This is a genomic window from Thalassotalea castellviae (genome assembly GCF_031846185.1).
Taxonomy (GTDB): Bacteria; Pseudomonadota; Gammaproteobacteria; order Enterobacterales; family Alteromonadaceae; genus Thalassotalea_H; species Thalassotalea_H castellviae.
Genome location: NZ_JAVRIF010000001.1, coordinates 209,231 through 234,787, shown reverse-complemented (window position 1 = coordinate 234,787; position 25,557 = coordinate 209,231). Strand labels below are relative to the sequence as shown.

Here is a 25,557-nt window from a genome sequence, read left to right as displayed (position 1 = left end):
TAATGAGTCCTTGGGAGAGAACTACATGAAACTGTTCGGACGAACTACGCTTGCCACTAGTGTGCAAGCTGCATTACTTTCTACCACGTTAGGCTATTCAGCCACTTCAATTGCCGAAGAAGCTCAAGAAGAAGTAGTAGGTATTGAAGTTATTCAAGTAACTGCGCGTAAAAGAACTGAAAATGTTCAAGATGTTCCAATTGCTGTGTCGGCTTTATCGACTAAGAAAATGGAAATCTTAGGTTCATCAGGTATGGATGTTCGTGCGTTATCAGGCAAAGTACCTAGTTTATTAATTGAGTCTTCATTTGGTCGTACTTTCCCACGTTTTTATATTCGTGGTTTAGGTAATACAGATTTTGATTTATTAGCCTCTCAACCTGTCTCTTTAGTTTATGATGATGTGGTATTAGAAAACTCATTAACCAAAGGTATGCCGATGTTTGACCTTGAGCGCGTAGAAGTATTACGTGGTCCTCAAGGGACTTTATTTGGCCGAAATACTACCGCCGGTATTATTAAAGTTCAGTCGAAAAAGCCTACGCAAGACTTTGATGCTTCTGTTTCAGCTAGTGTCGGGAGTTACGGTTCAACTGACTTTAGATTAGCGGTTGGCGGTGGTTTAACCGATGATTTATCTGCACGTGTTTCATTATTACAGCAAGACCGTGATGATTGGATTGACAACGAAGCACCAGGCTTTGAAGCAAAAGATGAGTTAGGTGGTTACAGCGAAACAGCTGGACGTATTCAACTACTTTGGGAGCCAAGTGATAAGTTTAACGCACTTTTTAATTATCATTTCAGAGACGCTGAAGCCGATGCTCGTGTTTTTCGCGCCAATATTATTAAGCCGGGTACCAACGATTTAGTTTCTGACTTTGATCGCGAAGTGGTTTACCACGATGCCGCTAGTCGTAATAACCAAACAATCGAAATGTCAGGCGCAAGTTTAAAGTTATCTTATGATATGGGGAATCACACGTTAACGTCTGTTAGTGGCTATGAATCAGCGGAAATGTTCTCGGTAGGTGATATTGATGGTGGTTACGGAGCCTCATTCTTACCTTACATGGGACCAGGTTTTATCCCATTCCCTTCTGAAACGGGCGCGGCAATGCCTGATCATAAGCAAATAACACAAGAAATACGCGTTGCGAGCAATGAATTAGGTCAATTAGATTATCAATTTGGTTTTTTCTATTTTGATGAAGACTTAACGATCAATAACCTAAGCTTTGACACATTGGCCAACGGTGCTCAGAACGGTATCGCAGTACAGAATATGCAAACAACTGCATGGGCGGTATTTGGTTCATGGGATTACGAACTTTCTGATAAATTAAGTTTAAATGGTGGTTTACGTTATTCAAATGACGAACGAGATTGGGATGGTACGTTAGTTCAGTCGCCTTTTGGCGCGCCAAGCTTTAGCGAAAAATCATCAGTTGACGATTCACAAGTCAGCGGTGATTTAAGCTTAAGTTATAAATGGACAGATGAGACCAATGTTTATGCTCGTATTGCCCGAGGTTATCGTGCGCCAAGTATTCAAGGTCGTAACTTATTGTTTTCTGGAAATGCAACGACTGCAGATTCAGAAACGGTACTTTCAGGTGAAACGGGTTTTAAAACCGTTAGCGCAGATAATATGGCACGTTTAGATGGTGCAATTTTTTATTATCAAGTCAGTGATCAACAATTAACGGCTGTTGGTGGTGAAGGTAACTTAGCGCGTTTATTAAATGCGGATAAAGCGGTTGGTTATGGTTTTGAGCTAGACGGCGAGTGGTTTATCAATGCTGATTTAGTATTAACAGGCAGTGTAAGTTATAACAATACTGAGCTTCAAGATGGTTCAATTGGTGTTGCTCCTTGTGGTGGTGGTTGTACGGTCACTGATACGATTCGTGGAGATGGCCAAGCAATAATCGACGGAAATCCATTACCGCAATCGCCTGAATGGATCAGTAATATAGCGCTTCGTTGGTCGAAGGAAGTGCAAAATGGTGAGCTTTATGTTTATTCAGATTGGTCATATCGAAGCAAAGTAAACTTCTTTTTATATGAATCTACAGAATTTACCGGTGATGCATTATTAGAAGGCGGTATTCGTGTTGGCTATCAATGGTCAGGTGAGTCGGCTGATTACGAAGTAGCAGCTTTTGGTCGAAATATTACCGATGAAGAGCAGTTAACAGGTGCTATCGATTTCAACAACTTAACTGGCTATGTTAATGAGCCGGTATTTTGGGGACTTGAATTCAAAGCTGATTTTTACTAATTAGCTTGAATAAATGTACTTAATTAATGAAGTATAAAATAAAAAGGTTGGCTTAGTCGCCAACCTTTTTTATGCCTTGATATCATGTAAATGATTAAAGAATACTTTCTAAGGTTAATTCCATCATATCTTTAAAGGTATTTTCACGTTCGTCAGCTGAGGTTTGTTCACCGGTTTTAATATGATCACTGACAGTAAATACGGCTAACGCTTTTTTACCTAATTCAGCCGCAACGCCATATAAACCAGCCGCTTCCATTTCAACCGCTAAAATTCCCATGTCTTCCATTTTTTTAAACATTTCTGGTTGTGGGGTATAGAATAAATCGGCAGTAAATACATTACCTACATGCACTTTTTTATTAATTTTATCAGCGGTATTTACTACTTTTTGTAAAAGTGAAAAATCAGCGCTGGCGGCAAAATCCATGTTGTTAAATCGTTGTCGATTAACATTTGAGTCGGTACTTGCTGTCATGCCAACAATAACATCACGTACTTTTATATCGTCTCTTACTGCGCCACATGAGCCAATGCGAATGATATTTTCTACACCGTACTCTTTATATAATTCTGTTGCATAAATTGAAATAGATGGAATACCCATGCCTGAGCCCATCACTGAGATTGGTTTGCCTTTATAAGTGCCTGTGTAACCGAACATATTACGAACACGGGTAATGCACTTTGCGTCGTCTAAAAAGTTTTCGGCAATAAATTTTGCTCTAAGAGGGTCGCCCGGCATTAAAACCGTTTTTGCGAATTCATTTTCTTTTGCTTCTATATGGGGTGTTGCCATGAGATATAACCTTATAATTACTTATATTTTTATGTCTCAGTAAGTTTCTAGCCAGCGCATTAGTATGTGCAAGCTGCTATCAAGGGTGTTTTACTGAAGGGTGTTAGTTTTACTTTTGTTATTCTAGTTGATTTTAGAATTTATACCTGTTTATTTTAACTAAAAAAGCGTTCGATAATCCAGCTATAAGCCATTCCGCCTAAATAAATGCCGACAATTCCTGCAATACCAGATAACACGGGTGGTGCAGGTAACGGTAATTTAATTAACGAAAATAAAATGCCGACGATGGCACCAGCAAATAATGCTAATAATATTTCTGTCATTTAACCTCCTGTTTTTATTGTAAATGGTTAATGAAGTGCGATTGTAAATCATTCATTAAATGTTAAGCGTTCTTATTTCTTCAATAAATGAAAACGCTTAAGGGACGTATTATTTCAATTTTGTTTTTGCTTTAGCAAGGTTTGTTTTTCATTTTCAGATAAAAAACTCGCGTTCAGTGCGTTTTGTTGTAATTGACTAATTTGGCTATCATTTAACTGTAATTTGCTTGATGCTAGATTAAATTCATGTTTTAACTCGATATTTTGCACCGCAGGATCATCAGTATTTAAGCAGACCAATAACTCATTGGCTAAAAATGTTTTGATAGGGTGATTGTCTATATCGGTCACGGTTCCCGTTTGATAATTTGAAGTAATACAAGATTCAATAGCAATGTCGTTGTCACGCATATAATCCATTAGTTTATTGTCGTGCTGACACGCTACTCCATGACCAATTCTATTCGCGTTTAACCCTTGTATTGCCTGCCAAATACTTTCACTACCGGCTGCTTCACCTGCATGAACAGTGACTTGCAGGTCTGCTTTTGTAACTTGCTTGAAATGTTCAACAAATAATTCACCAGGAAAGTTATATTCATCACCGGCTAAATCTACGGCGGTGATTGCCTGCTTATGAGCGAGGATAGCGTTTAATTCATGCTGACATTTTTCAACACCAAAGGTTCGGCTTAAAATACCAATTAAATTAATTTTGACATCAAAATCTTTCATGCCTAATCGAACGCCATCAATCACTGCAGCAACGACATCAGCCGTGTTTAATTGATGACTTTTTGCCATGTAATAGGGGGAGAACCTTAGCTCAGCGTAATTAATTCCTGCGTTAAAGGCATCTTCGACATTTTCATAGGCAATGCGTTTACAATCGTCTAAAGTTTTTAATACAGCAACTCCCCAATCTAATTTTTGCAAGAAAGCTAACAAATTTGATTCGCTGTCAATGATCTGTACATAGGGAATAAAGTCGTCAAACTGCTCAACAGGTAATACAATTTCGTGTTTATGAGCAAGTTCCCAGATGGTTTTTGCTCGAATATTACCATCTAAGTGACGATGTAAATCGATTAATGGTAATCTAGGATTTATCATTATTATCTTCCTTTTTAGTTTTATCTAATCCCAGAACCGTATTGGGACAAGATATTCTTTATTATATCGTCTTTTCACTATTTTATGTTGGTATTAGTACTATAACACTGCTAAATTAATGGTGGGTTAATCATCTAGGCGTCTAGACGTAAACATAAGATTAAATGAATTAAAAAAGCAAGCTGTAAGCAAGAAGAGAAATGACTATGTCCTACCAAAATGACGATGTTCGTATCGCAAAAATCAAAGAATTATTACCACCAGTTGCTTTATTGGAACGATTTCCTGCATCAGAAAAAGCGTCTAAAACGATTTTTTCTGCTAGAAATGCGATCAGCAAAATATTTAATCATCAAGATGATCGAGTGCTTGTCGTTATTGGTCCTTGTTCTATTCATGATACAAAAGCCGCGATAGAGTACGGCGAAAAGTTAGTACAACTGCGTGAAAAATATAAAGAAAATTTAGAAATTGTCATGCGTGTTTATTTTGAAAAACCACGAACTACCGTAGGTTGGAAAGGGTTGATCAATGACCCTTACATGGATAACAGTTTTCATTTAAACGATGGGCTACGCATTGGACGTAAGCTATTAACCGATTTAAATGATATGGGCTTACCGACCGCTGGTGAGTTTTTAGATATGATCACCCCTCAATATATTGGTGATTTAATGTGTTGGGGCGCAATAGGAGCACGAACGACTGAAAGTCAGGTTCATCGTGAACTCGCGTCTGGCTTGTCTTGTCCTGTTGGTTTTAAAAATGGTACCGATGGTACGATTAAAATAGCTATAGATGCCATTGGTTCAGCAAGTGCATCGCATCATTTTCTATCGGTTACAAAATTTGGCCACTCAGCAATCGTGCAAACTACGGGTAATAAAGATTGTCATATTATTTTACGTGGTGGGAAAACGCCAAATTATGATGCACAAAGTGTTAAGCAAGTGACGGATCAATTAACCACCTCAAAATTAAATTCCAAAATTATGATAGATTTTAGTCATGGTAATTCCAGTAAAAAGTTTGAAAATCAAATGAAGGTTTGTGACGACGTCAGCGCACAAATAGCCTCGGGGGATGACAATATTTTTGGGGTCATGGTTGAAAGTCATTTAGTTGAAGGCCGTCAAGACATGGTCAATGGTGAAATTAAGACGTACGGACAATCTATCACTGATGCCTGTATTGGATGGAGTGATACTGAAAAGTTATTAGCGCAATTAAATGAAGCGGTTGAGCAAAGACGAAACGTGTAACGAACTCAATATCAATGATTTAGTCAAAACGCATCCTTTGGATGCGTTTTTTATACCATTGTGAGATTAAAATTAACTGTTAGCCTGTATTATTACTTCTCTGCAGGGATAAACTCACCTTGAACGGCTTGTTTGATTCGCCCATTATCTAAATTTTCTAACCAACTTATATAATCATCAATGGCAAGTGGTTTTGCGTAGTAATACCCTTGGCCAATATCACAGCCAAAGCTCCTTAAAGTATCTTCATCAGCTTGACTATTGATACCTTCGGCAACAACTTCTAATCCTAAACCTTTCGCCATTTTTACTGTCGCTTCGGCGATGATTTTGCGTTTGCGGTCATCATTAACATTCTCTACAAATTGTCGGTCCACTTTCAATTCTTGAAATGGTAAATTACTTACTTGTGACATTGATGAATACCCTGTACCAAAATCATCAATACTGATAGTAATACCTAAATCGACAAGCTTCTCAAGTAATGAAAGTGATTGTTCGTTATAAGCGAAAGAAGCTGATTCGGTTAATTCAAAAATTAATTTATCAGCAGATATTGTAGAGTCTTCAATAATATCAATTACCTGCGTAAAAAAGTGTTGTGAAGCAATGTCTTTACCACTAATATTTATTGATATCATATGGTTAAAACCACAATCATGAGAGATAACGTACTGTTGTTGTAGTGCTGTTTTAATGACCCATAACGTTAATTGATTAATCAATCCCATATCTTCAGCAATAGGAATAAACACTGTGGGAGGAATATACCCTTGTGTTGGGTGATTCCAACGGATCAAACACTCACTGCTACACACTCTTAAAGTGCTTAAATCGATTTGAGCTTGATGAAAAACTTCCAATTGATTGTTTTCAATTGCAGATTGTAATTCGCTGGTTAATTGTAAAAAGTAGGTGTTTTCCTTTGTCGAATTATCTTCGAAATAGCTCCATTTTTGTTGGAGCGATTCTGCATTATTCGCGGCAAGAAGAGCTTGATTAATGAGTTGATGGCTTTTCTTGGTTTGTTCTGAAAATACCGAAATACCAACAACCGCGGAAAGGGGAAGTTTAATGGACTTAATATAATAATTGTCTGCCACCGTGTGTTGAATTGCATCAATAAGCTCATCGATAGATTGTTGTTTTTGCTTTTTATCTATGATGATCATTAAAGCATTGTTGTTGATTAAACAAATTTTTTCGCCTTTTTCCGTTAGCGCGTATACCTTATCGTTAAATTGAAACAGAGAAGAAAGTTTATAAAATAGCTTTTGGTATAACTCGGTCAATATTGCATCATCTATGTATAAGCTGACTTTTTCTATATGCTCAGGCTTTATTGCTAATACTTTGAAATCTTGATTTTTTTGTTTAATTAATTGATTAATAAAACTTTCAATATTTGATTTCCTCGGTAAACCACTACTGATGTGATAAGTAATATCGTTCAATCTATCTTTTTCATTGCGCTTCATTCGTTCTGCAAGGGCAAATGCCATTAAAGTTAATTCAATTAAAATAGCGAAGAGAAAAGCATTTCGAGTGATAAATGAATATTCTAAATAATTAAGTAAAACTAGTGGCTGTATTGCAGCCCCAATAAATAAAGGAACCCAAGATAAGAGATAATATTTTGCCCAAGAAAAATCTTGATGAAGTCGTCTTAGCAACATAAACAAAGCAAAAGAGTAAAATAAAGGCTGAATAGAGAAAAACAGTTTTGTTTGAGCGATGGTATCAAGTGTTAATGAATAAAATGAGCATAGACCTAGTAAAGCGGTTAACACTAAACCTATTTTATAGGTTTTGTTATTTTGTTGATCATAACGCAGAAATAGTAAGGTAAATACCAGTAAAAATATCACCAGATAATAATCGAGAAACAATAAATATTGATTGATAAATGCTTGAACTGATGCGCTAAAAATGAAGTAACCAAACCCCGTTAAGCTAGATAACACAAAAAAGGCAGATAATAAGTAACCAATATAAACCAGATAAACTTTGTCTTTTATCGCAAAAAATAGCACTAAATTATACATTGCCATTAAAATCGCTAAGCCAATAAATGCCCCATAAAATATCTGTGCATATAACATTCTTTGTGAAAAATCATCATTATTTAGTACCATCAAAGGTACGTTGGGTGGGCCTTGTGTTTCGATTTTTAACAAAAATTCTTTGCTTTGTTTTGACCTTAAATCAAAGGCTAAGTGTGGGTAAACTTTGTGTAAACTGTATTTGCCTTTTTCACTTGCTAATAAATCGGTATGAATGAGTGCTTGTTTAATGCCGTAAGTTTTATTTGGCTGATAAATATCAAAAACATCCAACATACTATTGTCGGCATACAACACGAGAGGCAGTGATTGGTTGGTTTTATTCGCAACTTGTATTTTTATCCAATAAGTATGCTTTGCTAATTCAAAGGGAATTTCATTCAGTGCAACGGGCGTAAATAATTGCTGCTGATTGTTTATATCAGCAAGCTTGATGTTATTCGATTGATCAATAAAATAGCTTGATGTTACCGAAAATGCTTGATTGCTTATTTGCTTATCGTCGATAGCAATGAGTCGTGAAGTGACATTAACTAAGATGAATGTAATTAAGAGTAAAATGATCACTATCGCTACATTCTGTATCATTCTTAATATTGTTTTTAAAAACACGCGATTGCTCTTACTCTGAGATAGTTAATAAGTTGCTTTAACTGTAGCAAAATTATCATTATTTTGGGAATTTATCATTTTATCCGTTTTCAGCTAAAGTAACCATGGCGTTGAAGTGAGAAATATTAAATAACTTTGACAGAAGACTGAACATTCGTTTGAGATCATGGGTGTTTATCTTCAACGAGTTTATTGAAAACGGTTCACTCAGCTTGTTAATTTTTTCTAGCACACATTATATTTTCTAGTAAGAAAGCTTAAGAGATTAACGTAAAAATAAAATTGAATAAAACTTTACGAACACAAGGTAAGTCGACAAAATAGTGGTTATATATCCCTGAAAACATTGATATCATTTAGGGAAAAATTATAGATATTGCATAATAAAATCAAACGGAGATAAAGGTTAAATATATGAGTTTAAAGGAAATAAATAGCATACTTTTTGTTTGTATGGGCAATATATGCCGTTCTCCAAGTGCTGAAGCTGTATTTAGACATAAAGCACAAGAATATGGATTAAGCTTACACATTGATTCTGCGGGAACCATAGGTTCACATGCCCGAGAAAAACCGGACCATCGTGCTCAGAAAGCTGGACTCGCTAGAGGTTATTCTTTTGATAATATCAAAGCGCGTAAAGTAACCGTTGATGACTTTGAAAAATTTGATCTTATTTTAGCGATGGATGAACATAATGTTAAAGAATTGCATAAAGTTGCTCCGCCGCATTTAACCGGCAAAATAAAATTATTTTTAGACTTTTCCGACAACTTTGAAGAAAACGAAGTACCCGATCCATACTATGGTGGGGCCAAAGGTTTTCAATTCGTATTAGATCTTGTAGAAGATGCTAGCGACGGTTTAATTAAAGAGCTCGTTTAAATGGGATGTTGATTGAAGAGTTAACGAAAAAGCCAAGCACTACGCTTGGCTTTGTTGTTTTGGGCTAAGGTTTATCGAAATAAAGTAAACAATATACCTCGCATTCTTGGGGATGAAAGGAATAGAAAACGTTCGTAATCAATTAATTTTCAATGTTTATTTATTCTTAAACTCGCAGTGCTTTTTCACCTCTTGCAATGCCTACACATCCAGAGCGAACTGATTCAATTATTTCAGTTTCGTGCGCCAAGGTTTTTACAAAGGCATTTAATTTGTCGGCATCACCGGTTAATTGTATGGTGTAAACTTGCTTGCCAATATCGATAATAGAGCCTCTAAAAATATCCGTAACGCGTTTGACTTCTGTGCGCGATTTATCATTCATCGCCAACACTTTAATCAAGAGTAATTCTCGTTCTACATGACTGCGTTCAGTTAAATCTGTAATTTTGATGACATCAATTAATTTATTTACTTGTTTGACAATTTGTTCAAGAACTTTGTCATCGCCTTTTGTCGCAATAGTGATACGAGATAAGCTTTCATCTTCTGTTGGGGCAACGGTTAAACTTTCAATATTAAAAGCACGCTGAGAAAATAAGCCGACGATACGTGATAGCGAACCGGGTTCGTTTTCTAATAAAATAGCTAAGATACGACGCATTATGCTTTTACTCCTTTTGTAACCCACATATCATCAACAGCACCATGTTTAATTTGCATAGGATAAACATGTTCATTTTCATCTACGCAAATATCAACAAATACTAAGCGATTTTTAATTGAGAAAGCTTCAGTGAGTTTAGTGTCTAGTTCATCTAAGGTATCAATTTGAATTCCCACATGACCATAAGCTTCTGCTAACTTAACAAAATCAGGAATCGACTCCATATAAGAAGATGAATGACGACCGCCATAAATCATGTCTTGCCATTGTCTCACCATACCTAAAGAACGGTTATTTAACGTAATGATCACTACAGGTAAATTGTATTGTAAACACGTTGACAATTCTTGAATGTTCATTTGAATAGAACCATCACCGGTAATACAAATGACGTGGCTATCTGGAAACGCTAATTTAACGCCCATTGCTGCCGGTAAGCCAAACCCCATAGTGCCTAGCCCGCCAGAATTTATCCATTGTCTAGGTTTAGCAAAGGGATAATACTGCGCTGCGAACATTTGATGTTGACCAACGTCTGAACAAACGTATGCTTCACCTTTGGTAATCTCATACATAGCTTCAACTACACGTTGCGGTTTGATTTTATCATTATCTTGTTGATAACTTACACTTTTAACGGAACGCCATTGTTCTATTTGTTGCCACCAATCATCGAGTACTGCTTGATTAGGCGTAAAGTTAGTCTCTGAAAGTTCATCAATCATTTGTTGAAGAACAATATCGACTAAACCTACTACCGGTATATGAGCATTAATGGTTTTAGAAATTGAAGTAGGGTCAATATCTACATGTACAATTGTCGCATTTGGACAAAACTTTTTAACATTGTTGGTCACTCGATCATCAAAGCGTGCGCCTAGGGCTAAAATAACGTCAGCATTGGCCATCGCTTTATTCGCTTCCAAACTACCATGCATTCCTAACATGCCAATAAAGTTTTTATGCGTGCCTGATAACCCCCCTAAACCCATTAAGGTGTTAGTACAAGGGGCATTTAATGTTTCTACTAGTTGCGTGAGTAATTCAGATGCATTGGCTAAGACGATCCCTCCACCTGAATAAACAACTAACCTTTTTGCTTCTGTGATCGCTTGAACTGCTTTTCTAATTTGTTTTGGGTGACCTTTTTTCGTTGGATTGTAAGAACGCATTTTAACATTGGTTTGAATATGAAATTCTGCTTTATTTTCTGGGATCAGAATATCTTTCGGTAATTCAACCACAACAGGTCCCGGTCGACCAGATTTAGCAATATAAAAAGCTTTAGCAATAACATTTGGGATATCTGCAACCTTACGACAATTAAAACTGTGTTTAACAATAGGGCGAGAACAACCAACGATATCGGTTTCTTGGAAAGCATCATCACCAATTAAACTCGTTGCAACTTGTCCTGATAAAACCACCATTGGAATCGAATCCATGTAGGCGGTGGCAATACCTGTTACACAATTGGTTGCTCCTGGTCCAGAGGTAGCTAACACTACACCAACTTCGCCAGTCGCTCGTGAGTAACCGTCTGCCATATGCGTTGCGGCTTGTTCATGACGTACGAGAATATGCTCAAAATCATCTTGTTGAAAAATGGCGTCATAAATATCCAATACGCTTCCACCAGGGTAACCAAAGATATATTTAACATCTAATGCGGATAAGGCTTTTACAACCATTTCTGCACCAGTAAATAATGGTGTACTCATAACTATTACCTTTATTATTAACCTATTATTCAATAGGTTTCCTTTGTTAAAACTTCAAATTTTTTAAGTTGTTCTAAATATTTAATGATAAAAAAACCCTCGGTCTTATTTAGAGCGAGGGTTTTATAAAATTGTTGTTATTTGATTTTTCTATGCACAACAAACCTCGCGTTTTGGTTTTAAAACCACCACGACTTTGAGGACAACGTTGAGTACATATGATAAGTGCATAAAATTTAAATATTCTATTTGTTTTCTTGGTAAATAGTTCCAGTAAATACCAATAAAAGTTTATGACTCTATTTTTAAGGCCAAAAGTGGGATCTGTCAACCATTTATTACATTATGACTTAAAACGGTTATATTTTATTTTTATTAAAAATTTCATCTGATTATAACTAGCAACATCAAAAAATATCCTAGGCATTACAGAGATTGCTTCGATGTGAAAGTGCTATTTAAATTTATCAATCAACGGTATGTAAAAACTGACCATTTTACAGATAAATTAAACTTTATGAATTTTATGAAAATTGTTCTACACTCAACAGTATGGCAAATAAAAATTTAATCTAATCAATGTCTAAGTTCATATTTAAGGAAGAGTCGACAGACGACTTTATTGCACCAAAAAAAGTAAATAGTCAAAAAGTTTGGCGAATTTTGGTGGTTGATGATGATGAATCTGTTCATCAAATTACTCGCTTGGTTTTAGCCGATGCGGTAATTGAAAATAGGCGTTTGGATATAGTTTCGGTATATTCCTCCATTGAAGCTAAAGAAATTCTTAAAGATGATTCAAGCTTTTGTATGGCTTTTGTTGATGTTGTTATGGAAACAGACCATGCAGGATTAGAATTGGTTGAATGGATCCGCAAAGAACAACGTAATCAAGCAATTCGTTTAGTGTTACGAACTGGACAAGCGGGGAATGCTCCTGAAGCTACGGTGATTAAAGAGTTTGACATTAATGATTATAAAGAAAAAACAGATTTCACTTCCGGTAAAATGACAACAACTGTTTATGCGAGTATTCGGGCATATCGCGATATCATGACGATTCAGCGTTCGCTTGATGCTTTTAAACAGTTGATAAAATCAACGCACGATCTATTGAAAATAAGCCAGTTTCGTCCCTTTGGCTCTGCGGCCTTAAATCACCTATTAACCTTAATGGATGTTGATAGCTCCGCTTTATATATTGCTAGAAGTCAGCGTGAGTTTGATGAAGAAAGTATTAATCTAATTATTGCTTGTACAGGTAAGTATGTTTGTGAGTCAGATAGTCTCGACGATTCTAAAATCAGCGAAGAGGTTAGGGCATTAATTCGCAAAGCTTTTGATGAAAAATGTCATTTTTCAAGTAGTGATTATTTTGTGGGGTATTATGAAACCTCCGCAGAAGCATCATCTGTTTTATATATAGAATTTGAAGATGATGCCGAGCATTTTAGATCTAATCTTGCTGAACTTTTTGCGACAAATGTTGCACATATTTTAGAAAGCTTGACTAAGCAGCATGAAATTGAACGAGCACAAAAAGAATTACTCTGTATTGTTGGCGAAGCTATCGAATCAAGAAGTAAAGATACCGGTTTACATGTTCAGCGCGTCTCATCAATTTGTGAATTAATTGCTAAAAAGTTTGGTTTAGATGAAAAACTCGTTGAAGCTATTAAGTTAGCCGCACCATTACATGACCTAGGTAAAATCACCATCCCAGAGCAAATCTTGCATAAAGCAGGGAAGCTCGATGAAAACGAATGGGATATTATGAAAACCCATAGTGAATCTGGCGCTCAATTATTGACAAAATCAAAAGCCAGTATCGCGATGGTAGGGGCGAAATTAGCGCGTTATCATCATGAAAATTGGGATGGAACGGGTTACCCAGAAGGTTTACAGGGAGAAGCAATTCCTATTGAAGCACGTATTGTCGCTATTGGTGATGTGTTTGATGCTTTAGGATCAGAACGTAGCTATGATAAACCTTGGTCAGCGTCAGAAATTAAAGCTTATATTATTGAACAAAAAGGGAAAAAGTTTCAGCCAGCACTCGTCGATATTATGATTAATAATTTCGATGAGTTTTGGTCAATAAGAAATCGTTTTCCTGATTAATCAATACTCTGTACTCGATGCTTGGCAATGATATTTGCACAATGGCTTACTACGTTATGGGCTATACTGGGTAGTTGGTCTAAATCTAGTGCATCGATAACGTTTTTAACTGCTAATCCTAACTCTGTGTTGCCTTCGATTTTTAAACGTCGTTGAAAAAACAAGGTATCAGGATCTTCTTTTCTACCTGCTATCAATAATAAATCATCGCCATTTGCAAAAAAGCAGACATCTGCTTTTTTGCTATTTTTTGGTGCCATGATCAAGCGATCATTTTGAAAACTTAACAGCCAAGAAATCCCCAAATCATTGATGTTAATGTTTAACCAGCTCCCTTGTAAAAAGTCAAAATCACCCTCGTTAATAGCGTCAGAAAAAATAGAATGTAAAATCGGTAATAAACATGCTTTATGAACAGAGTCAGGAATTCGTGTTAATACCGGTGTTAAAATACTGGGCAAATTGTTTAATAATTTGGCGCCATAATTTGCTGTGAAATGACTACATGGAATGAGATTCCTCACAACGGACCCTTGTTTAAATAAAAGTTTTGGTAGGTGCTATGGTAGCAATAGCGTTCAATTGTTATCTGTTACAGATCAACTTTTAGTGAAAAAGTTCTACAAATAAAAACCGAAAAGTTTGTTTTAAGTCAAACCCTCATCATTGAAAAATCGTTAAATTGCCGCTGGTTATTCTACTGAAAAAAGACGTGTATGGAATTATTATGTCCGGCGGGAAATTTTCCTGCCTTAAAAACAGCAATAAATAACGGCGCAGATGCGGTTTATATTGGTATGAAAGGTGATACTAATGCCAGACACTTTGCCGGATTAAACTTCACAGAAAGTAAATTATTAAAAGCTGTTGACTATGTTCATCAGCGAGAGAAAAAGTTACACGTAGCCATCAATACTTTTGCACATCCCGCAGGTGAAATGCGTTGGCGAAAAGCTGTTGATGATGCCGTTGCCATTGGGTGCGATGCTTTAATCATTGCGGATTTAGGCGTGTTAGATTATGCAGCAAATAAATACCCTGATATCGAGCGACACGTTTCTGTGCAAGCATCTACAACGAATATAGAAGCTATCCGATTTTATCATGAAAACTTTGAAGTAAGTCGTGTGGTGTTACCTCGAGTATTATCTGTGCAACAAGTCAGACAATTAGCCCTTAAAACTCCAGTACCGTTAGAAGTATTCGCTTTTGGTAGTTTATGTATTATGTCGGAAGGGCGGTGTTATTTATCTTCTTATATGACAGGAGAATCTCCTAATACCGTTGGAGCTTGTTCACCAGCTAAATATGTGCGTTGGCAAGAAACTGATAAAGGTTTGGAAAGCCGGCTAAATGGTGTATTGATCGACCGTTATCAACCGGATGAAAAGGCTGGATATCCTACGTTATGTAAAGGTAAATTTGCTGTAAATGAAAACGTATATCATGCACTAGAAGAGCCAACCAGTTTAAATACCCTTGCCTTGATCCCTCAACTAGCAAAAATGGGCGTAGTTTCGGTCAAAATAGAGGGCCGACAACGTAGCCCTGCTTATGTTGAACAGATAGCAAAAACATGGCGTAGTGCATTAGATAGTTATCAACGATCTCCCGATAAATTTGAGGTAGAAAGTCGTTGGATGGATTCTTTAGCAAAGTTATCAGAAGGGAAACAAACCACGTTAGGTGCTTATCACCGTCAATGGCAATAATCGATTAAACAAAGAGAGTTAATAATGAAGTTTTCCCTCGGAGCCAGTTTGTTCTTTTGGCCTAAAGATCAAGTTGAAACATTCTATCAGCAAGCAATAAATAGTGAGGCTGATATTATTTATTTAGGTGAAACCGTTTGTTCTAAACGACGAGAGTTGCGCGTAAACGACTGGTTTGAATTAGCTAAACAAGTAGCAAAGTCAGGAAAGCAAGTGGTTATATCAACAATGACTTTATTGGAATCCGCGGCTGAAATTCAAACACTAAAAAAATATTGTACGAATGGTGATTTTTTAATTGAAGCCAATGATCTTAGTGCCGTACAAATATTGCATGAAAATAAACTACCGTTTGTTGCAGGGCCAGCCATGAATTGTTACAACCTTTCAACGTTAAAAGTATTGCTTAGGCAAGGGATGTTCCGCTGGGTTATGCCTGTTGAATTATCGAGTGACTGGCTCAGTTCTTTATTAGAAAAAGCGGAGCAATCTTCGATTCGCAATCAATTTGAATGTGAGGTGTTTTCTTGGGGTTACCTCCCTTTAGCTTATTCTGCCCGATGTTTTACAGCCCGATCAGAAAATCGAGCTAAAGATGACTGTCAATATTGTTGCATTCATTATCCCCAAGGGAGAAAAATGAAGAGTCAGGAAGGTGAACAAGTTTTTACTTTAAATGGCATTCAAACCATGTCCGGCGATCAATATAACTTAGTTAACGAAGTTAATAATATGCAAGCGATTGGTGTTGATATTGTCCGAATAAGTGCCGATAGTGAACAGGCCTTCAATAAACTAAGCCAATTTAAGCGGCAATTGGTCAACCCGCAATATATTCCATTAGATAAAAACAATGAATGTAATGGTTATTGGCACAAAATTGCTGGGATGGCTAATGTTTAAAAATCTCGGATTAAACCGTGATTAGGCGGATTTATTAAACAAATAAAGCACAGCAGTGCTTAAATTTTTTGCCACTTAAACACAGACAAGGTGCGTTACGTTTTGGTGTAGGCAAGTTACTGTGTTCAATGATATCCCCATCAAGATAACGCCATTGATCATTTTCTATGAGAAAACGTGATTTTTCTTCCATTAAACAAAAATGCTGAGAATCAAAATATAAAGCTTGAAAATGTACATATGGCAAAACTGGCTTTGTTTGCGAAGTAAATTGCTTGATTGTTATGTGTTCACTGGATAATACGGTTAATTTTAACCAGCTGGTTTGTTGTGCCCATAGAGTGATTTCATTAAGTGATTGTGATTTTCTTGTCGACTCGGCATAGGTCGCATAAATATATTGCGGGATCATAGCCGCATAAGCACTGTATCTAGATCGCATTAACTGTTCTGGTGTTTCTGCAATATTTATCCCTTTGATGATTAACTCACAGCATTGTTTGTACGTTTGTTGGCTGCCACAATAACAATTCATATTTCGATAATAGTCGTGTATTGAATTTGCTTTTGATTATATCAAGCTTTTATTCATCTTAAGTATATTATTGATTAATATTACTAATTCCTCATTTTGGTACATCCAATTCTTGGTATTAGTGCAATTGTTGTTTATTTTTTAATACAATACAGGCGGTTTGACCTTTCTCAGCAAAATAATTAAGTTGCGCTAGCTCTTCATCTTTTAGTGAAGGGTTACATAAAATTACAGCGGCACAATTACCATTACCTAAAGCAAATTCAATATTCTTGATGTCAATTTTAGTTTTATTGGTGTTCACTTTTAATATTTTACTCGTATCGACATTTGTAGATTTTGATAATGTTGCTAAAGATTGATTCTCTGGGTTGATCATTAAAATCCATTTTTTATTGATTTCATGTTTTCTACAAATATCTTCATACTGATCTGATAATTGATGTGAATTGTCTATGCCTCTGACATCAAGCCAGCGGCTAGCTTTGTTTAAGTCAATTGGGTTATTGATGGTTAAATGATTGATGTTCATAGCGTTTACCTTTTTAGATTAATGCAAAACAATATACTGTATAGATAAACAGTATATTGTTTTGTACAGTAGATCAAGTCTATTTTTTAATCTTTGTGGAAAAATAATAAAGCTGGTCTATAGTCAATACTTCGCCAACTATTTTTTAATTATTAAGGTATGAAGATGGAGCGGATTACTCCAATTGGACATAATGTCAGGCAAGTAAAAGATTCCTTAGATCATTTACAGGAAGTATTAATTGATGAAAATTATTCAGACGACTCTTTATTAAGACTAAGTCGAGCGCTAAAAGATATTAATGAAGAAGTTGATATGTTGACTACCGTGATGCAGGTAAGTCAATTAAGAAAAATGCCTTAATTCGTTACAAAGATCACGTCATCAATTAAAGACTAAAACGAACTATTTTAAACTCTTAGTTATTTTTTTCGAGTTGGCTTAATTCGTTAATTCTATTTCTAGTTGTTGTGATATAACATTTTTTAAAAGCTGCTGCCGCACGCGTATCAGGCGAAATATGTAGATATTGCCAACGACAATTATTTTCACGATAAGTAATAAAGTTTCGTTGGGAACGTTTAAACATTTCCAGTGCCGAACGTCGGCCTGTTTCAAGGGCGAATTCTTCTAAAATAAAAACTTGGCTATTGATCCATGTTTGTAATTCTCTATCAATCGAATCTTTTACTATATCTAAACACCTAGATAACTCAGTGTTATTACTAAATTGTTTATCACAATCGGTTAATTTTTTCGCTTGATATGCATTTGAATGGCTAGATACGCAAAGCAGACCAATACATAAAAGTTTATATATCAATTTATTCATTATATCGGTAATACTTTTTTATAAGGTTTAACGGTGACATTTTTATATACACCAGCATCAATATATGGGTCTTGATCTGCCCATGATTGAGCATCGTTCAAATTGGCGAATTTTGCAATAATTAGTGAGCCGGTGAAGCCCGCATCCCCTGGATTTTCGGCATCAATTGCAGGGCATGGTCCTGCCACTAATAATCGACCTTCTTGTTGAAGGTCTGTTAGTCTAGCGATATGTTTTTCACGCACTTTCATGCGTAAGGGTAAACTGTCTTCTACATCTTCACTATAAATTAAATAATACATGATAATCCGATTTTAGTTATTTTCTTCGTTAGTTTTGCTTTCGTCACTGTCTTGAGGAAGATATTTATAAACAGAAAAAACGGTTAAAATAGCAAAGGTAAAGGTTAAGCCCATCAAACCAAATACTTTAAAGTTTACCCAAGTTTCTATGGGAAAATTATAAGCGATATAAATATTTAAAATAGCACAAACCATAAAGAAAATTGCCCAAGCTAAGTTAAGCTTAGTCCAAATATTCTCAGGTAAAGGTAATGACTCGCCCATTAGCTCTTTAATTAAGTTTTTATTAAAAAAGCTTTGACTCACTACTAACACTATGGCAAATAATGCATTGATGATAGTGACTTTCCATTTAATAAAAGCATCGTCTTGAAAAAATATCGTAAGACCACCGAATACCGCAATTAATGCAAAAAATATCCAATTTCGCTTCGGGATCGGTTGTTTTGTTATCACGTAATATAATATTTGTAGGGCTGAGGTGACGATCAGTGAGCCTGTTGCCCAATACAAATCGCCGAATTTGTAGAAAACAAAAAAGATTATTAAGGGCAGGTATTCAAAAATAGCGTGCATGAATGACTTTTCTCATAAAATAGTGGAATTATTCTAACGAATAGCAGATGTTTCTCCAACACTTTATCGTCATTTTTTATCAAAGTAAGGTGAATCATTCAAAGTGAGGGGGCTAAATATTGAAGCTCACTCTGAATGGATACGTTTAAATCAAACATCAATGTGATATTGCTATCAGCTTTAGTGATTAAAATTGTTAATAACCAAAAGGGTTATCGATCGAATGTGATGGCTCTGTAAACCACTTTGGTCCTGATTCTGTCATATAAAAGTGATCTTCTAAGCGTACCCCAAATTCAAACGGAATTACCAGCATAGGTTCATTTGAAAAACACATCCCCTTTGCTAAAGGTGTGCGATCATTACGTACTAAATAGGGCCATTCATGTATGTCTAAGCCAACACCGTGTCCTGTTCTATGAGGGCAACCAGGGGTTTGATAATCAGGCCCCAAGTTTTGGCTAGCAAGATACTCTCTTGCGGCAACATCAACGTCTCCACAAGCGACACCTATTTGTGCGGCATTAAAAGCGGCAAGTTGTGCTTGCTTTTCAATATTCCACATATCACGCTGCTTTTGATTGGCTTCACCATACACATATGTGCGTGTTATATCTGATTTATACCCTTCCACTTGGCAACCGGTATCAATTAATACGATATCGTGTTGTTCAAGTGTTTTAGGGGTTTTCACCCCATGGGGATAAGAGGAATCTTCGCCAAATAAAACAATACAAAAATAAGAACCAGCCGTTGCTCCAACTTTTTTATGAGCGGCATTTATAAAGGCTTCAACTTCTTGAGTAGAAATGCCTGGTGTTAAAATACGAGCGACAGATTTCTGTACGGCCATCGTCATATTTTTTGCTTGTTGCAATAATGCAATTTCATGATCGGACTTTTGTGTACGACAACCAGCGGTGACAATTTTAGCATCAGAAATCGTTAGTTGTTTATTCAGTGTTGCTACGCCGTCAACAATAAAAAATGCTGTTGACTCGTCAAAAGCAATATGACCTTCGCTAATGTCTAGTTTTACTAAAACATCATTAAATAATTGATAAGGTGACTCATGTTCCTGCCAACCATGAATCGTACCTGTAATTGTCATGTATTGACGTAATGTATTCACTTCAAAATACGGAGCAATATAGTGAATTTCACCTTCTGAAGGTATAATAGCGCCCACCATTCTTTCGCTCGCATACCATTTTGTGCCGGTAAAATAATAAAGATTGGTACCCGCATTCACATAAGTTGCCGCAATATTATGCGCTTTCATTATCTGCTGAGCTTTTTGTATTCTTTGTCGATATTCTGACTCAGTAATTGCTGTAACATTTGCTGTCATATCTGTCAGTTTTGCTAACTCTATCTCTGCGGTTGAACCGCCTACGCCTACTGTCATTTTAGCTCCTTTTACTTAGAGAATTTTTATGGAGGCGATTATGCCATGTTATCACAAGCAAATTAAAGTATTTTATACAATATACCAAAACAATTACACATTAAATGCTCTTTATTCATAAATAGTTAAGATGAATAAACGTTAAATTTCGGTTAAACATTAATTAGCTTTATTCATTAGCGTATTAGGATAAATAATAGACAATACTGCTCGGGTATTATTTAATAAGAAACCTGTTGAGGAAAGATATTATTCAGCTAACGTCATAAATGATAAAGTAATCTAATGATTGTTTTTTGCATTTAACATTGTTATTCAGGGATAAAGAATGTCGATAAATAAAGTAATTTCAAATGATAATCGCCAATTAATTATAACTATTGAGGATAGTTTCGACTTTTCTTCGCATCAACAGTTTAGAAATGCGTATAGTGAATATAATATTGTTGGCGGCAAGGTTGTTGTCGATCTATCTAAAACCACTTATATGGATAGCTCAGCGTTAGGGATGCTTTTATTGCTAAAAGATCATGTTGAAGCGTTAACAGGGAAGCTTATTATTTTTAAACCTAATGCAACGGTTTTAAAAATATTAGAAATTGCCCAATTTCATCGTTTAATGAATATTGAGCCATAAAGGTTACTCTTGATGGCTGAGCCTAAAGTAAAACTCGCCTTGGTCGTTGATGACTCTCCTGTACAATGTGAAATTCTTAGCAAGTTATTACAAGAAGAAGGGTATAAAGTCTTCACTGCGAACGATGGTGCACGAGGCGTTTCTGCGTATATTAATTATCAACCCGATCTCGTGTTGATGGACATTAATATGCCTATTATGAATGGTTATGAGGCCGCCCGAAAGATCAAAAGTCTTTCTCAGAAAAATAGTTTATGTCCCCTAATTTTTATTACCAGTTTAGATACTGAACAAGCTTTTATCGACAGTATTGATGCCGGTGGTGACGGTATTCTTGTACGGCCATTTTCTCCTGATGTATTTAAGGCGAAAATTAAATCAATTCAACGGATTAATGACTTATATGGTCAGATTAAACAGCTACAGTTAATTCAACAAAAGGACGCTGAACTGGCAGAACAACTGATGGCTGACGTATTAGAGTCACGTAATTTCGGTTTAGATAAAATAGGCATGATTAAAAAACCTGCGGACCTGTTCAGTGGCGATATTCATTTATCATCATTAAGCCCTAATGGGGATGTGCATGTAATGTTAGGCGATTTTACCGGCCATGGTTTACGCGCCTCAATTGGTGCTATTCCATTAGCAGAGACATTTAGTTCTATGACTAAAAAGGGCTTTTCGTTAGCAGAGATTATTAGTCAGATTAATCAGCAACTATATCATTTATTACCTCGTGATTTATTTTTAGCGGCAAGTTTTGTTTCTATTTCTAACCATGACCAAACAGCCTGTATTTTTAATGCCGGCTTACCGGATACCTATTTATTTGATGAGCAAGGCGTTATTAAGCATCAAATTCCATCTAGTCATCCACCTATGGGGGTTTTACCTCGGTTATTAGATGATCATGTATCAACCATTGTTAGAGTTTCTTTAAGCGATACTCTGGTACTTATCAGTGATGGCATTATAGAAGCGAGAAATGTAACAGGTGAAATGTTTGGTACTTGTCGTTTTGAAAACGCGGCTAAACAAGGAATTATCCAGTCAAATATTTGTGATGAAGTGTTAGTCACTATCAATGACTTTTGTCAAGAAATGCCCCAAGAAGATGATATCTCGTTAATTGAAATTCCTTGCGATTTCGGGCAACAGACGTTTGCTTTGAATGAGCAAGAAAGTAAAGTAGACATTTTTTCAACGTCTGTGTCACCTCCCTCTAAAGTCACCGCAGCTTGGCAATGGGAATTAACATTAACCGGAGAACGATTGTCACAAGTTAACCCTATTCCAATGGCGATGAATCAAATTCAAGCAATGGAAGGGCATGCACAACATTGGCAAAATGTTTTTACTATTTTAACCGAGCTTTATATTAATGCTTTAGATCATGGTGTGTTGAAATTAAACTCACAACTAAAAAATTCTCCAGATGGTTTTTCCCAGTATTTTGTAGAAAGAGATCACCGATTGAAAACGTTAAATGAAGGATATTTATCTTTGTTGCTTTCTTATTTCCCTTTACAAAGTGGCGGTCGATTAAATATTGTCATCAAAGACAGCGGTAATGGTTTTGATGTTGATAAAGTCAGAGCACAATTTCTGACGTCAAAAGATATAAACAATCAACTTAGTGGTCGAGGTATTCAACTGGTTGAGCAATTATCTGAAAGCCTTATATATCAAGAAAATGGTACATTTGCGGAAGTCACTTACCTTTGGCATGTGTAAACCCGGTTAACACACCAAAGCGTGAGGTCAATTCACCATTCATTATTGTGTAAAATCATTGATGTTTGTTTTAAATAATATAACTAATATTTAATCTACTGAGATTGCTTATAAGAAAAAGAAAAGGCATAGTTAATTTAAGCAACAAGTCATTTATTTTTATTGATGAAACCATGACATCGATTAGAAAGCTATCTTCGAAAGGAAGGCTGACAGCTAAAGAAAAAGTAAAAACCGAACAAAGTGCATCAATAGATGAATCGTCGGGCGATAAAGTGGCGCTTGAAAAAAATACCTTACTCAATAGAAGAATATTGCTTGTTGAAGATAATCGAATAAATCAATCGATTATATTAGGTGTTCTAGGCAGTCTTTATTTAACTGCGGATATAGTAGAAGATGGCTTAGCTGCACTCCAACGTTTAAAGGAAAGCCAAGCGCGCTATCAACTTATCTTGATGGATTGCTTCTTACCTAAATTAGATGGTTTTCAAACTACGAAATTGATTCGTCAAGGAGAAGTGGGACAGCATTATCAAGCAATTCCTATTATCGCGATAACTGCAAATGTAAAGCAAAGCGATAAAGAAAAATGTTTAGCCTTTGGCATGAACGATTTTGTTAGTAAACCTATCAAAATTAAACGATTAGAAAAAATTATATATCATTGGCTAGAGGTGAACGAAGAGAGTCTCTCACGGGTTGAAAGTACTGTGACAGCAATAAACAATACCCTTGATAGTTCGACGGACACTCAAAAAAGTAACATTTATTCTGAATTTTGGCGTCAAGATGAATTTATAAAAAGAGCACGTAATGATATTCAGTTAGCTAAAAAACTTGTTGTATTATTTATTGATGATGCCCCAGTGTTATTAAGTCAATTGATTGATTCCATGGCTGATGGTAAAACTGATGAAATCGTATCATATGTCCATAAACTTAAAGGTAGCGCTAGAGATTTAGGTGCATTTAAATTAGGCCAAATTTGTCAAAAGATTGAAAATAATCCTCGATGTAATGAAAAACAACAGCTAAGTTTATATATAAAGACATTATCAAAAGAATTTGATTTGTTAATGAAAGCGTTACAATGTTTTATCGATGATTAATGACATCATAGAGTTATAAATAATCGAACAAGGTTAATGTAATTTAAGAGACTTGAATGAAGAAAATTAAAAAATATACCATATTAGCCGTTGATGATGCTAAAGATAGTCTACTGTTACTTGAGCACGATTTACTAGAAGCGGGATATCAAGTGATCACTTGTGAATCTGGTGATGAAGCGCTGTCAATCTTACAAGAAAATCACGTTAGTTTAGTTTTACTGGACTTACATATGCCGGGGATCTCAGGTTTAGTTACCCTGCAAGCCATGAAAGCGCAATTAGATTTAGCGAGAATTCCGGTGATCATGCTTTCGGCTTCTGGCGATGAGGAACAAATCGTTGCTTCGTTAGAGTTTGGCGCAGACGATTATGTTACTAAACCTTATATCCCTAATGTTTTGTTAGCCAGAATTAGAAATTCTTTACGCTTAATGGAAAAAACACGTCAACTTGAATCTTTAGCTTTAACGGATTTTTTAACGAAAGTGAATAATCGCGGTAGTTTTCAAACTTTAGTGAAAAAAGTGATCAGTCAAGCAAAGCGAGATAAATATATTGTCTCAATAGCAATGTTTGATTTAGATTACTTTAAACAAGTGAATGATAACTATGGTCATGAAATTGGTGATAAAGCACTGATCAGTTTTGCTCAAATATTAAAAGATACCTTTCGTGATTACGACATTATTGGTCGAATTGGTGGTGAAGAATTTGCTGTTTGTTTACCTAATACGCATATTGAGGAAGTATATAATGCGTGTGAGCGTTGTCGAACATCATTAGAGGCTCATGTACTATATTTTGACTATGAAGGTAAAAAGAGAGAGCTATCGTTAACGGTCAGTGTTGGTGTTACATCTGCCGAAGGGCATTTAATAGATTTTGAAGAATTAATGCGATTAGCCGATCATGGATTATATAAAGCGAAAAAAAATGGCAGGAACCAAACCGTGATAGAAGGGAGTTTTGATATGGGTGAAACGGAATTTGAAGTAGAAAGACAGGCGAATCAAGAGATGAATAATATGGATGAAAAATATGCAGGAATTAATTATCAAGTTGGCTTAAATAATGTTTTAGGTGATGAAGGTTTATTTGAAGATATTTTAGTCATGTTTTACCAAGATCATGGCGATGATCATACTAATATACATCAAGCCATTGAACAGCAAGACCAACGAAAATTAAAACATTTAGTTCATACCATTAAAGGCGTGTCATGCTCGATAGGGGCCATGAATTTATATGATATGTGCAAAGCGTTGGATCTTGCCGTTAATGAGAATAAAACTGAGCAATACCAAACACTTTTTGCGCCATTAAAAGACGAGTTAATCAAAGTAACATCTGGTATAAAGCTGCATTTATCAGAAAAAGTATAAGACGTTGAGCGTTGACTAAACGACGGTGTTAAT

Annotated in this window: 24 protein-coding genes; 11 read left to right on the top strand and 13 right to left on the bottom strand. The window is 35.8% G+C overall.

Annotation, left to right across the window (positions count from 1 at the left end):
• Positions 1-25: 25 nt before the first annotated feature.
• Positions 26-2,284, top strand: a complete 2,259-nt coding sequence (locus RM573_RS01030; RefSeq protein ID WP_311575902.1) for a TonB-dependent receptor — start codon at positions 26-28, stop codon at positions 2,282-2,284.
• Positions 2,285-2,378: 94 nt separating this feature from the next.
• Here the strand turns inward: RM573_RS01030 and deoD are convergent, their stop codons facing one another.
• From deoD to add, 3 genes are all read right to left on the bottom strand, one after another.
• Positions 2,379-3,083, bottom strand: a complete 705-nt coding sequence (gene deoD, locus RM573_RS01025; protein WP_311575899.1) for a purine-nucleoside phosphorylase — start codon at positions 3,081-3,083, stop codon at positions 2,379-2,381.
• Between the two features lie 155 nt (positions 3,084-3,238).
• Positions 3,239-3,409, bottom strand: a complete 171-nt coding sequence (locus RM573_RS01020) for a XapX domain-containing protein (protein WP_311575896.1) — start codon at positions 3,407-3,409, stop codon at positions 3,239-3,241.
• Between the two features lie 114 nt (positions 3,410-3,523).
• Positions 3,524-4,522: an adenosine deaminase gene (gene add, locus RM573_RS01015; protein WP_311575891.1), complete on the bottom strand. Its 999-nt coding sequence runs from the start codon at positions 4,520-4,522 to the stop codon at positions 3,524-3,526.
• 206 nt (positions 4,523-4,728) lie between these two features.
• Here add and aroG point away from each other — a divergent pair, with 206 nt between their 5' ends.
• Positions 4,729-5,784 carry a 3-deoxy-7-phosphoheptulonate synthase AroG gene (gene aroG / locus RM573_RS01010; RefSeq protein WP_311575888.1) on the top strand — a complete coding sequence of 352 codons (1,056 nt, stop codon included), beginning with the start codon at positions 4,729-4,731 and terminating at the stop codon, positions 5,782-5,784.
• A 92-nt stretch (positions 5,785-5,876) separates the two neighbouring features.
• On the opposite strand, the gene RM573_RS01005 is transcribed toward aroG, so the two are convergent.
• Positions 5,877-8,459 carry an EAL domain-containing protein gene (locus RM573_RS01005; protein WP_311575886.1) on the bottom strand — a complete coding sequence of 861 codons (2,583 nt, stop codon included), beginning with the start codon at positions 8,457-8,459 and terminating at the stop codon, positions 5,877-5,879.
• A 414-nt stretch (positions 8,460-8,873) separates the two neighbouring features.
• On the opposite strand from RM573_RS01005, the gene RM573_RS01000 reads away from it, so the two are divergent.
• The gene (locus RM573_RS01000; RefSeq protein ID WP_311575883.1) at positions 8,874-9,344 is read left to right on the top strand and encodes a low molecular weight protein-tyrosine-phosphatase; all 471 of its coding nucleotides are present in this window, start codon (positions 8,874-8,876) and stop codon (positions 9,342-9,344) included.
• 166 nt (positions 9,345-9,510) lie between these two features.
• Here the strand turns inward: RM573_RS01000 and ilvN are convergent, their stop codons facing one another.
• Both ilvN and RM573_RS00990 read right to left on the bottom strand, forming a co-directional pair.
• The gene (gene ilvN, locus RM573_RS00995) at positions 9,511-10,008 is read right to left on the bottom strand and encodes an acetolactate synthase small subunit (RefSeq protein WP_303452118.1); all 498 of its coding nucleotides are present in this window, start codon (positions 10,006-10,008) and stop codon (positions 9,511-9,513) included.
• Complete coding sequence (locus RM573_RS00990) at positions 10,008-11,732, bottom strand: acetolactate synthase 3 large subunit (protein ID WP_311575877.1); 1,725 nt, start codon at positions 11,730-11,732, stop codon at positions 10,008-10,010. Before RM573_RS00990 ends, ilvN begins: the two co-directional genes overlap by 1 nt.
• Before the next feature lie 579 nt (positions 11,733-12,311).
• Here RM573_RS00990 and RM573_RS00985 point away from each other — a divergent pair.
• Positions 12,312-13,853, top strand: a complete 1,542-nt coding sequence (locus tag RM573_RS00985) for an HD domain-containing phosphohydrolase (RefSeq protein ID WP_311575875.1) — start codon at positions 12,312-12,314, stop codon at positions 13,851-13,853.
• On the opposite strand, the gene ubiT is transcribed toward RM573_RS00985, so the two are convergent.
• The gene (gene ubiT, locus RM573_RS00980) at positions 13,850-14,377 is read right to left on the bottom strand and encodes a ubiquinone anaerobic biosynthesis accessory factor UbiT (RefSeq protein WP_311575873.1); all 528 of its coding nucleotides are present in this window, start codon (positions 14,375-14,377) and stop codon (positions 13,850-13,852) included. The two genes, RM573_RS00985 and ubiT, sit on opposite strands and share 4 nt — an antisense overlap.
• A gap of 192 nt (positions 14,378-14,569) precedes the next feature.
• Between ubiT and ubiU the strand changes: the two genes are divergently transcribed.
• Together ubiU and RM573_RS00970 are read left to right on the top strand one after the other, a co-directional pair.
• Positions 14,570-15,565: a ubiquinone anaerobic biosynthesis protein UbiU gene (gene ubiU, locus RM573_RS00975; RefSeq protein WP_311575871.1), complete on the top strand. Its 996-nt coding sequence runs from the start codon at positions 14,570-14,572 to the stop codon at positions 15,563-15,565.
• A gap of 24 nt (positions 15,566-15,589) precedes the next feature.
• Positions 15,590-16,468 (top strand): U32 family peptidase, encoded by an 879-nt coding sequence (locus tag RM573_RS00970; RefSeq protein WP_311575868.1) that lies wholly within the window; start codon positions 15,590-15,592, stop codon positions 16,466-16,468.
• A gap of 34 nt (positions 16,469-16,502) precedes the next feature.
• On the opposite strand, the gene RM573_RS00965 is transcribed toward RM573_RS00970, so the two are convergent.
• Entirely contained in the window at positions 16,503-17,024 is a 522-nt protein-coding gene (locus RM573_RS00965; protein ID WP_311577394.1) for a YchJ family protein, read from the bottom strand.
• A gap of 97 nt (positions 17,025-17,121) precedes the next feature.
• Positions 17,122-17,535, bottom strand: a complete 414-nt coding sequence (locus RM573_RS00960; RefSeq protein WP_311575866.1) for a hypothetical protein — start codon at positions 17,533-17,535, stop codon at positions 17,122-17,124.
• A gap of 165 nt (positions 17,536-17,700) precedes the next feature.
• Here RM573_RS00960 and RM573_RS00955 point away from each other — a divergent pair, with 165 nt between their 5' ends.
• Positions 17,701-17,898, top strand: a complete 198-nt coding sequence (locus RM573_RS00955) for a hypothetical protein (protein WP_311575864.1) — start codon at positions 17,701-17,703, stop codon at positions 17,896-17,898.
• A 55-nt stretch (positions 17,899-17,953) separates the two neighbouring features.
• Here RM573_RS00955 and RM573_RS00950 read toward each other — a convergent pair whose 3' ends face one another.
• From RM573_RS00950 to RM573_RS00935, 4 genes are all read right to left on the bottom strand, one after another.
• Positions 17,954-18,367, bottom strand: coding sequence for a lysozyme inhibitor LprI family protein (locus RM573_RS00950; RefSeq protein WP_311575862.1), 414 nt, complete (start codon positions 18,365-18,367; stop codon positions 17,954-17,956).
• Positions 18,367-18,669, bottom strand: a complete 303-nt coding sequence (locus RM573_RS00945; protein WP_311575860.1) for a YciI family protein — start codon at positions 18,667-18,669, stop codon at positions 18,367-18,369. Before RM573_RS00945 ends, RM573_RS00950 begins: the two co-directional genes overlap by 1 nt.
• Before the next feature lie 12 nt (positions 18,670-18,681).
• Complete coding sequence (locus RM573_RS00940) at positions 18,682-19,245, bottom strand: septation protein A (RefSeq protein ID WP_311575858.1); 564 nt, start codon at positions 19,243-19,245, stop codon at positions 18,682-18,684.
• A 196-nt stretch (positions 19,246-19,441) separates the two neighbouring features.
• Positions 19,442-20,653, bottom strand: a complete 1,212-nt coding sequence (locus RM573_RS00935; protein ID WP_311575856.1) for a M24 family metallopeptidase — start codon at positions 20,651-20,653, stop codon at positions 19,442-19,444.
• Between the two features lie 328 nt (positions 20,654-20,981).
• On the opposite strand from RM573_RS00935, the gene RM573_RS00930 reads away from it, so the two are divergent.
• The 4 genes from RM573_RS00930 to RM573_RS00915 all read left to right on the top strand — a co-directional run bounded on the left by RM573_RS00930 (position 20,982) and on the right by RM573_RS00915 (position 25,524).
• Positions 20,982-21,290 carry an STAS domain-containing protein gene (locus tag RM573_RS00930; RefSeq protein ID WP_311575854.1) on the top strand — a complete coding sequence of 103 codons (309 nt, stop codon included), beginning with the start codon at positions 20,982-20,984 and terminating at the stop codon, positions 21,288-21,290.
• Between the two features lie 12 nt (positions 21,291-21,302).
• Positions 21,303-23,027, top strand: coding sequence for a SpoIIE family protein phosphatase (locus RM573_RS00925; protein WP_311575852.1), 1,725 nt, complete (start codon positions 21,303-21,305; stop codon positions 23,025-23,027).
• Positions 23,028-23,200: 173 nt separating this feature from the next.
• On the top strand, positions 23,201-24,139 hold the full coding sequence (locus RM573_RS00920) for a response regulator (protein WP_311575850.1): 939 nt from the start codon (positions 23,201-23,203) through the stop codon (positions 24,137-24,139).
• A gap of 56 nt (positions 24,140-24,195) precedes the next feature.
• Positions 24,196-25,524 carry a diguanylate cyclase gene (locus RM573_RS00915; RefSeq protein ID WP_311575848.1) on the top strand — a complete coding sequence of 443 codons (1,329 nt, stop codon included), beginning with the start codon at positions 24,196-24,198 and terminating at the stop codon, positions 25,522-25,524.
• The last annotated feature ends 33 nt before the right edge of the window (positions 25,525-25,557 follow it).

Excerpts from the sequence above, each read along its gene's own strand:
- ilvN (WP_303452118.1), bottom strand. The coding sequence starts at position 10,008 with ATGCGTCGTATCTTAGCTATTTTATTAGAAAACGAACCCGGTTCGCTA.
- deoD (WP_311575899.1), bottom strand. The coding sequence starts at position 3,083 with ATGGCAACACCCCATATAGAAGCAAAAGAAAATGAATTCGCAAAAACG.
- RM573_RS00915 (WP_311575848.1), top strand. The coding sequence starts at position 24,196 with ATGAAGAAAATTAAAAAATATACCATATTAGCCGTTGATGATGCTAAA.
- ubiU (WP_311575871.1), top strand. The coding sequence starts at position 14,570 with ATGGAATTATTATGTCCGGCGGGAAATTTTCCTGCCTTAAAAACAGCA.
- RM573_RS00935 (WP_311575856.1), bottom strand. The coding sequence starts at position 20,653 with ATGACAGTAGGCGTAGGCGGTTCAACCGCAGAGATAGAGTTAGCAAAA.
- RM573_RS01030 (WP_311575902.1), top strand. The coding sequence starts at position 26 with ATGAAACTGTTCGGACGAACTACGCTTGCCACTAGTGTGCAAGCTGCA.
- RM573_RS00920 (WP_311575850.1), top strand. The coding sequence starts at position 23,201 with ATGACATCGATTAGAAAGCTATCTTCGAAAGGAAGGCTGACAGCTAAA.
- RM573_RS00945 (WP_311575860.1), bottom strand. The coding sequence starts at position 18,669 with ATGTATTATTTAATTTATAGTGAAGATGTAGAAGACAGTTTACCCTTA.
- RM573_RS01020 (WP_311575896.1), bottom strand. The coding sequence starts at position 3,409 with ATGACAGAAATATTATTAGCATTATTTGCTGGTGCCATCGTCGGCATT.
- aroG (WP_311575888.1), top strand. The coding sequence starts at position 4,729 with ATGTCCTACCAAAATGACGATGTTCGTATCGCAAAAATCAAAGAATTA.
- add (WP_311575891.1), bottom strand. The coding sequence starts at position 4,522 with ATGATAAATCCTAGATTACCATTAATCGATTTACATCGTCACTTAGAT.
- RM573_RS00930 (WP_311575854.1), top strand. The coding sequence starts at position 20,982 with ATGTCGATAAATAAAGTAATTTCAAATGATAATCGCCAATTAATTATA.
- RM573_RS00940 (WP_311575858.1), bottom strand. The coding sequence starts at position 19,245 with ATGCACGCTATTTTTGAATACCTGCCCTTAATAATCTTTTTTGTTTTC.
- RM573_RS00950 (WP_311575862.1), bottom strand. The coding sequence starts at position 18,367 with ATGAATAAATTGATATATAAACTTTTATGTATTGGTCTGCTTTGCGTA.
- RM573_RS00990 (WP_311575877.1), bottom strand. The coding sequence starts at position 11,732 with ATGAGTACACCATTATTTACTGGTGCAGAAATGGTTGTAAAAGCCTTA.
- RM573_RS00985 (WP_311575875.1), top strand. The coding sequence starts at position 12,312 with ATGTCTAAGTTCATATTTAAGGAAGAGTCGACAGACGACTTTATTGCA.
- RM573_RS00925 (WP_311575852.1), top strand. The coding sequence starts at position 21,303 with ATGGCTGAGCCTAAAGTAAAACTCGCCTTGGTCGTTGATGACTCTCCT.
- RM573_RS00960 (WP_311575866.1), bottom strand. The coding sequence starts at position 17,535 with ATGAACATCAATCATTTAACCATCAATAACCCAATTGACTTAAACAAA.
- RM573_RS01000 (WP_311575883.1), top strand. The coding sequence starts at position 8,874 with ATGAGTTTAAAGGAAATAAATAGCATACTTTTTGTTTGTATGGGCAAT.
- RM573_RS00955 (WP_311575864.1), top strand. The coding sequence starts at position 17,701 with ATGGAGCGGATTACTCCAATTGGACATAATGTCAGGCAAGTAAAAGAT.
- RM573_RS00970 (WP_311575868.1), top strand. The coding sequence starts at position 15,590 with ATGAAGTTTTCCCTCGGAGCCAGTTTGTTCTTTTGGCCTAAAGATCAA.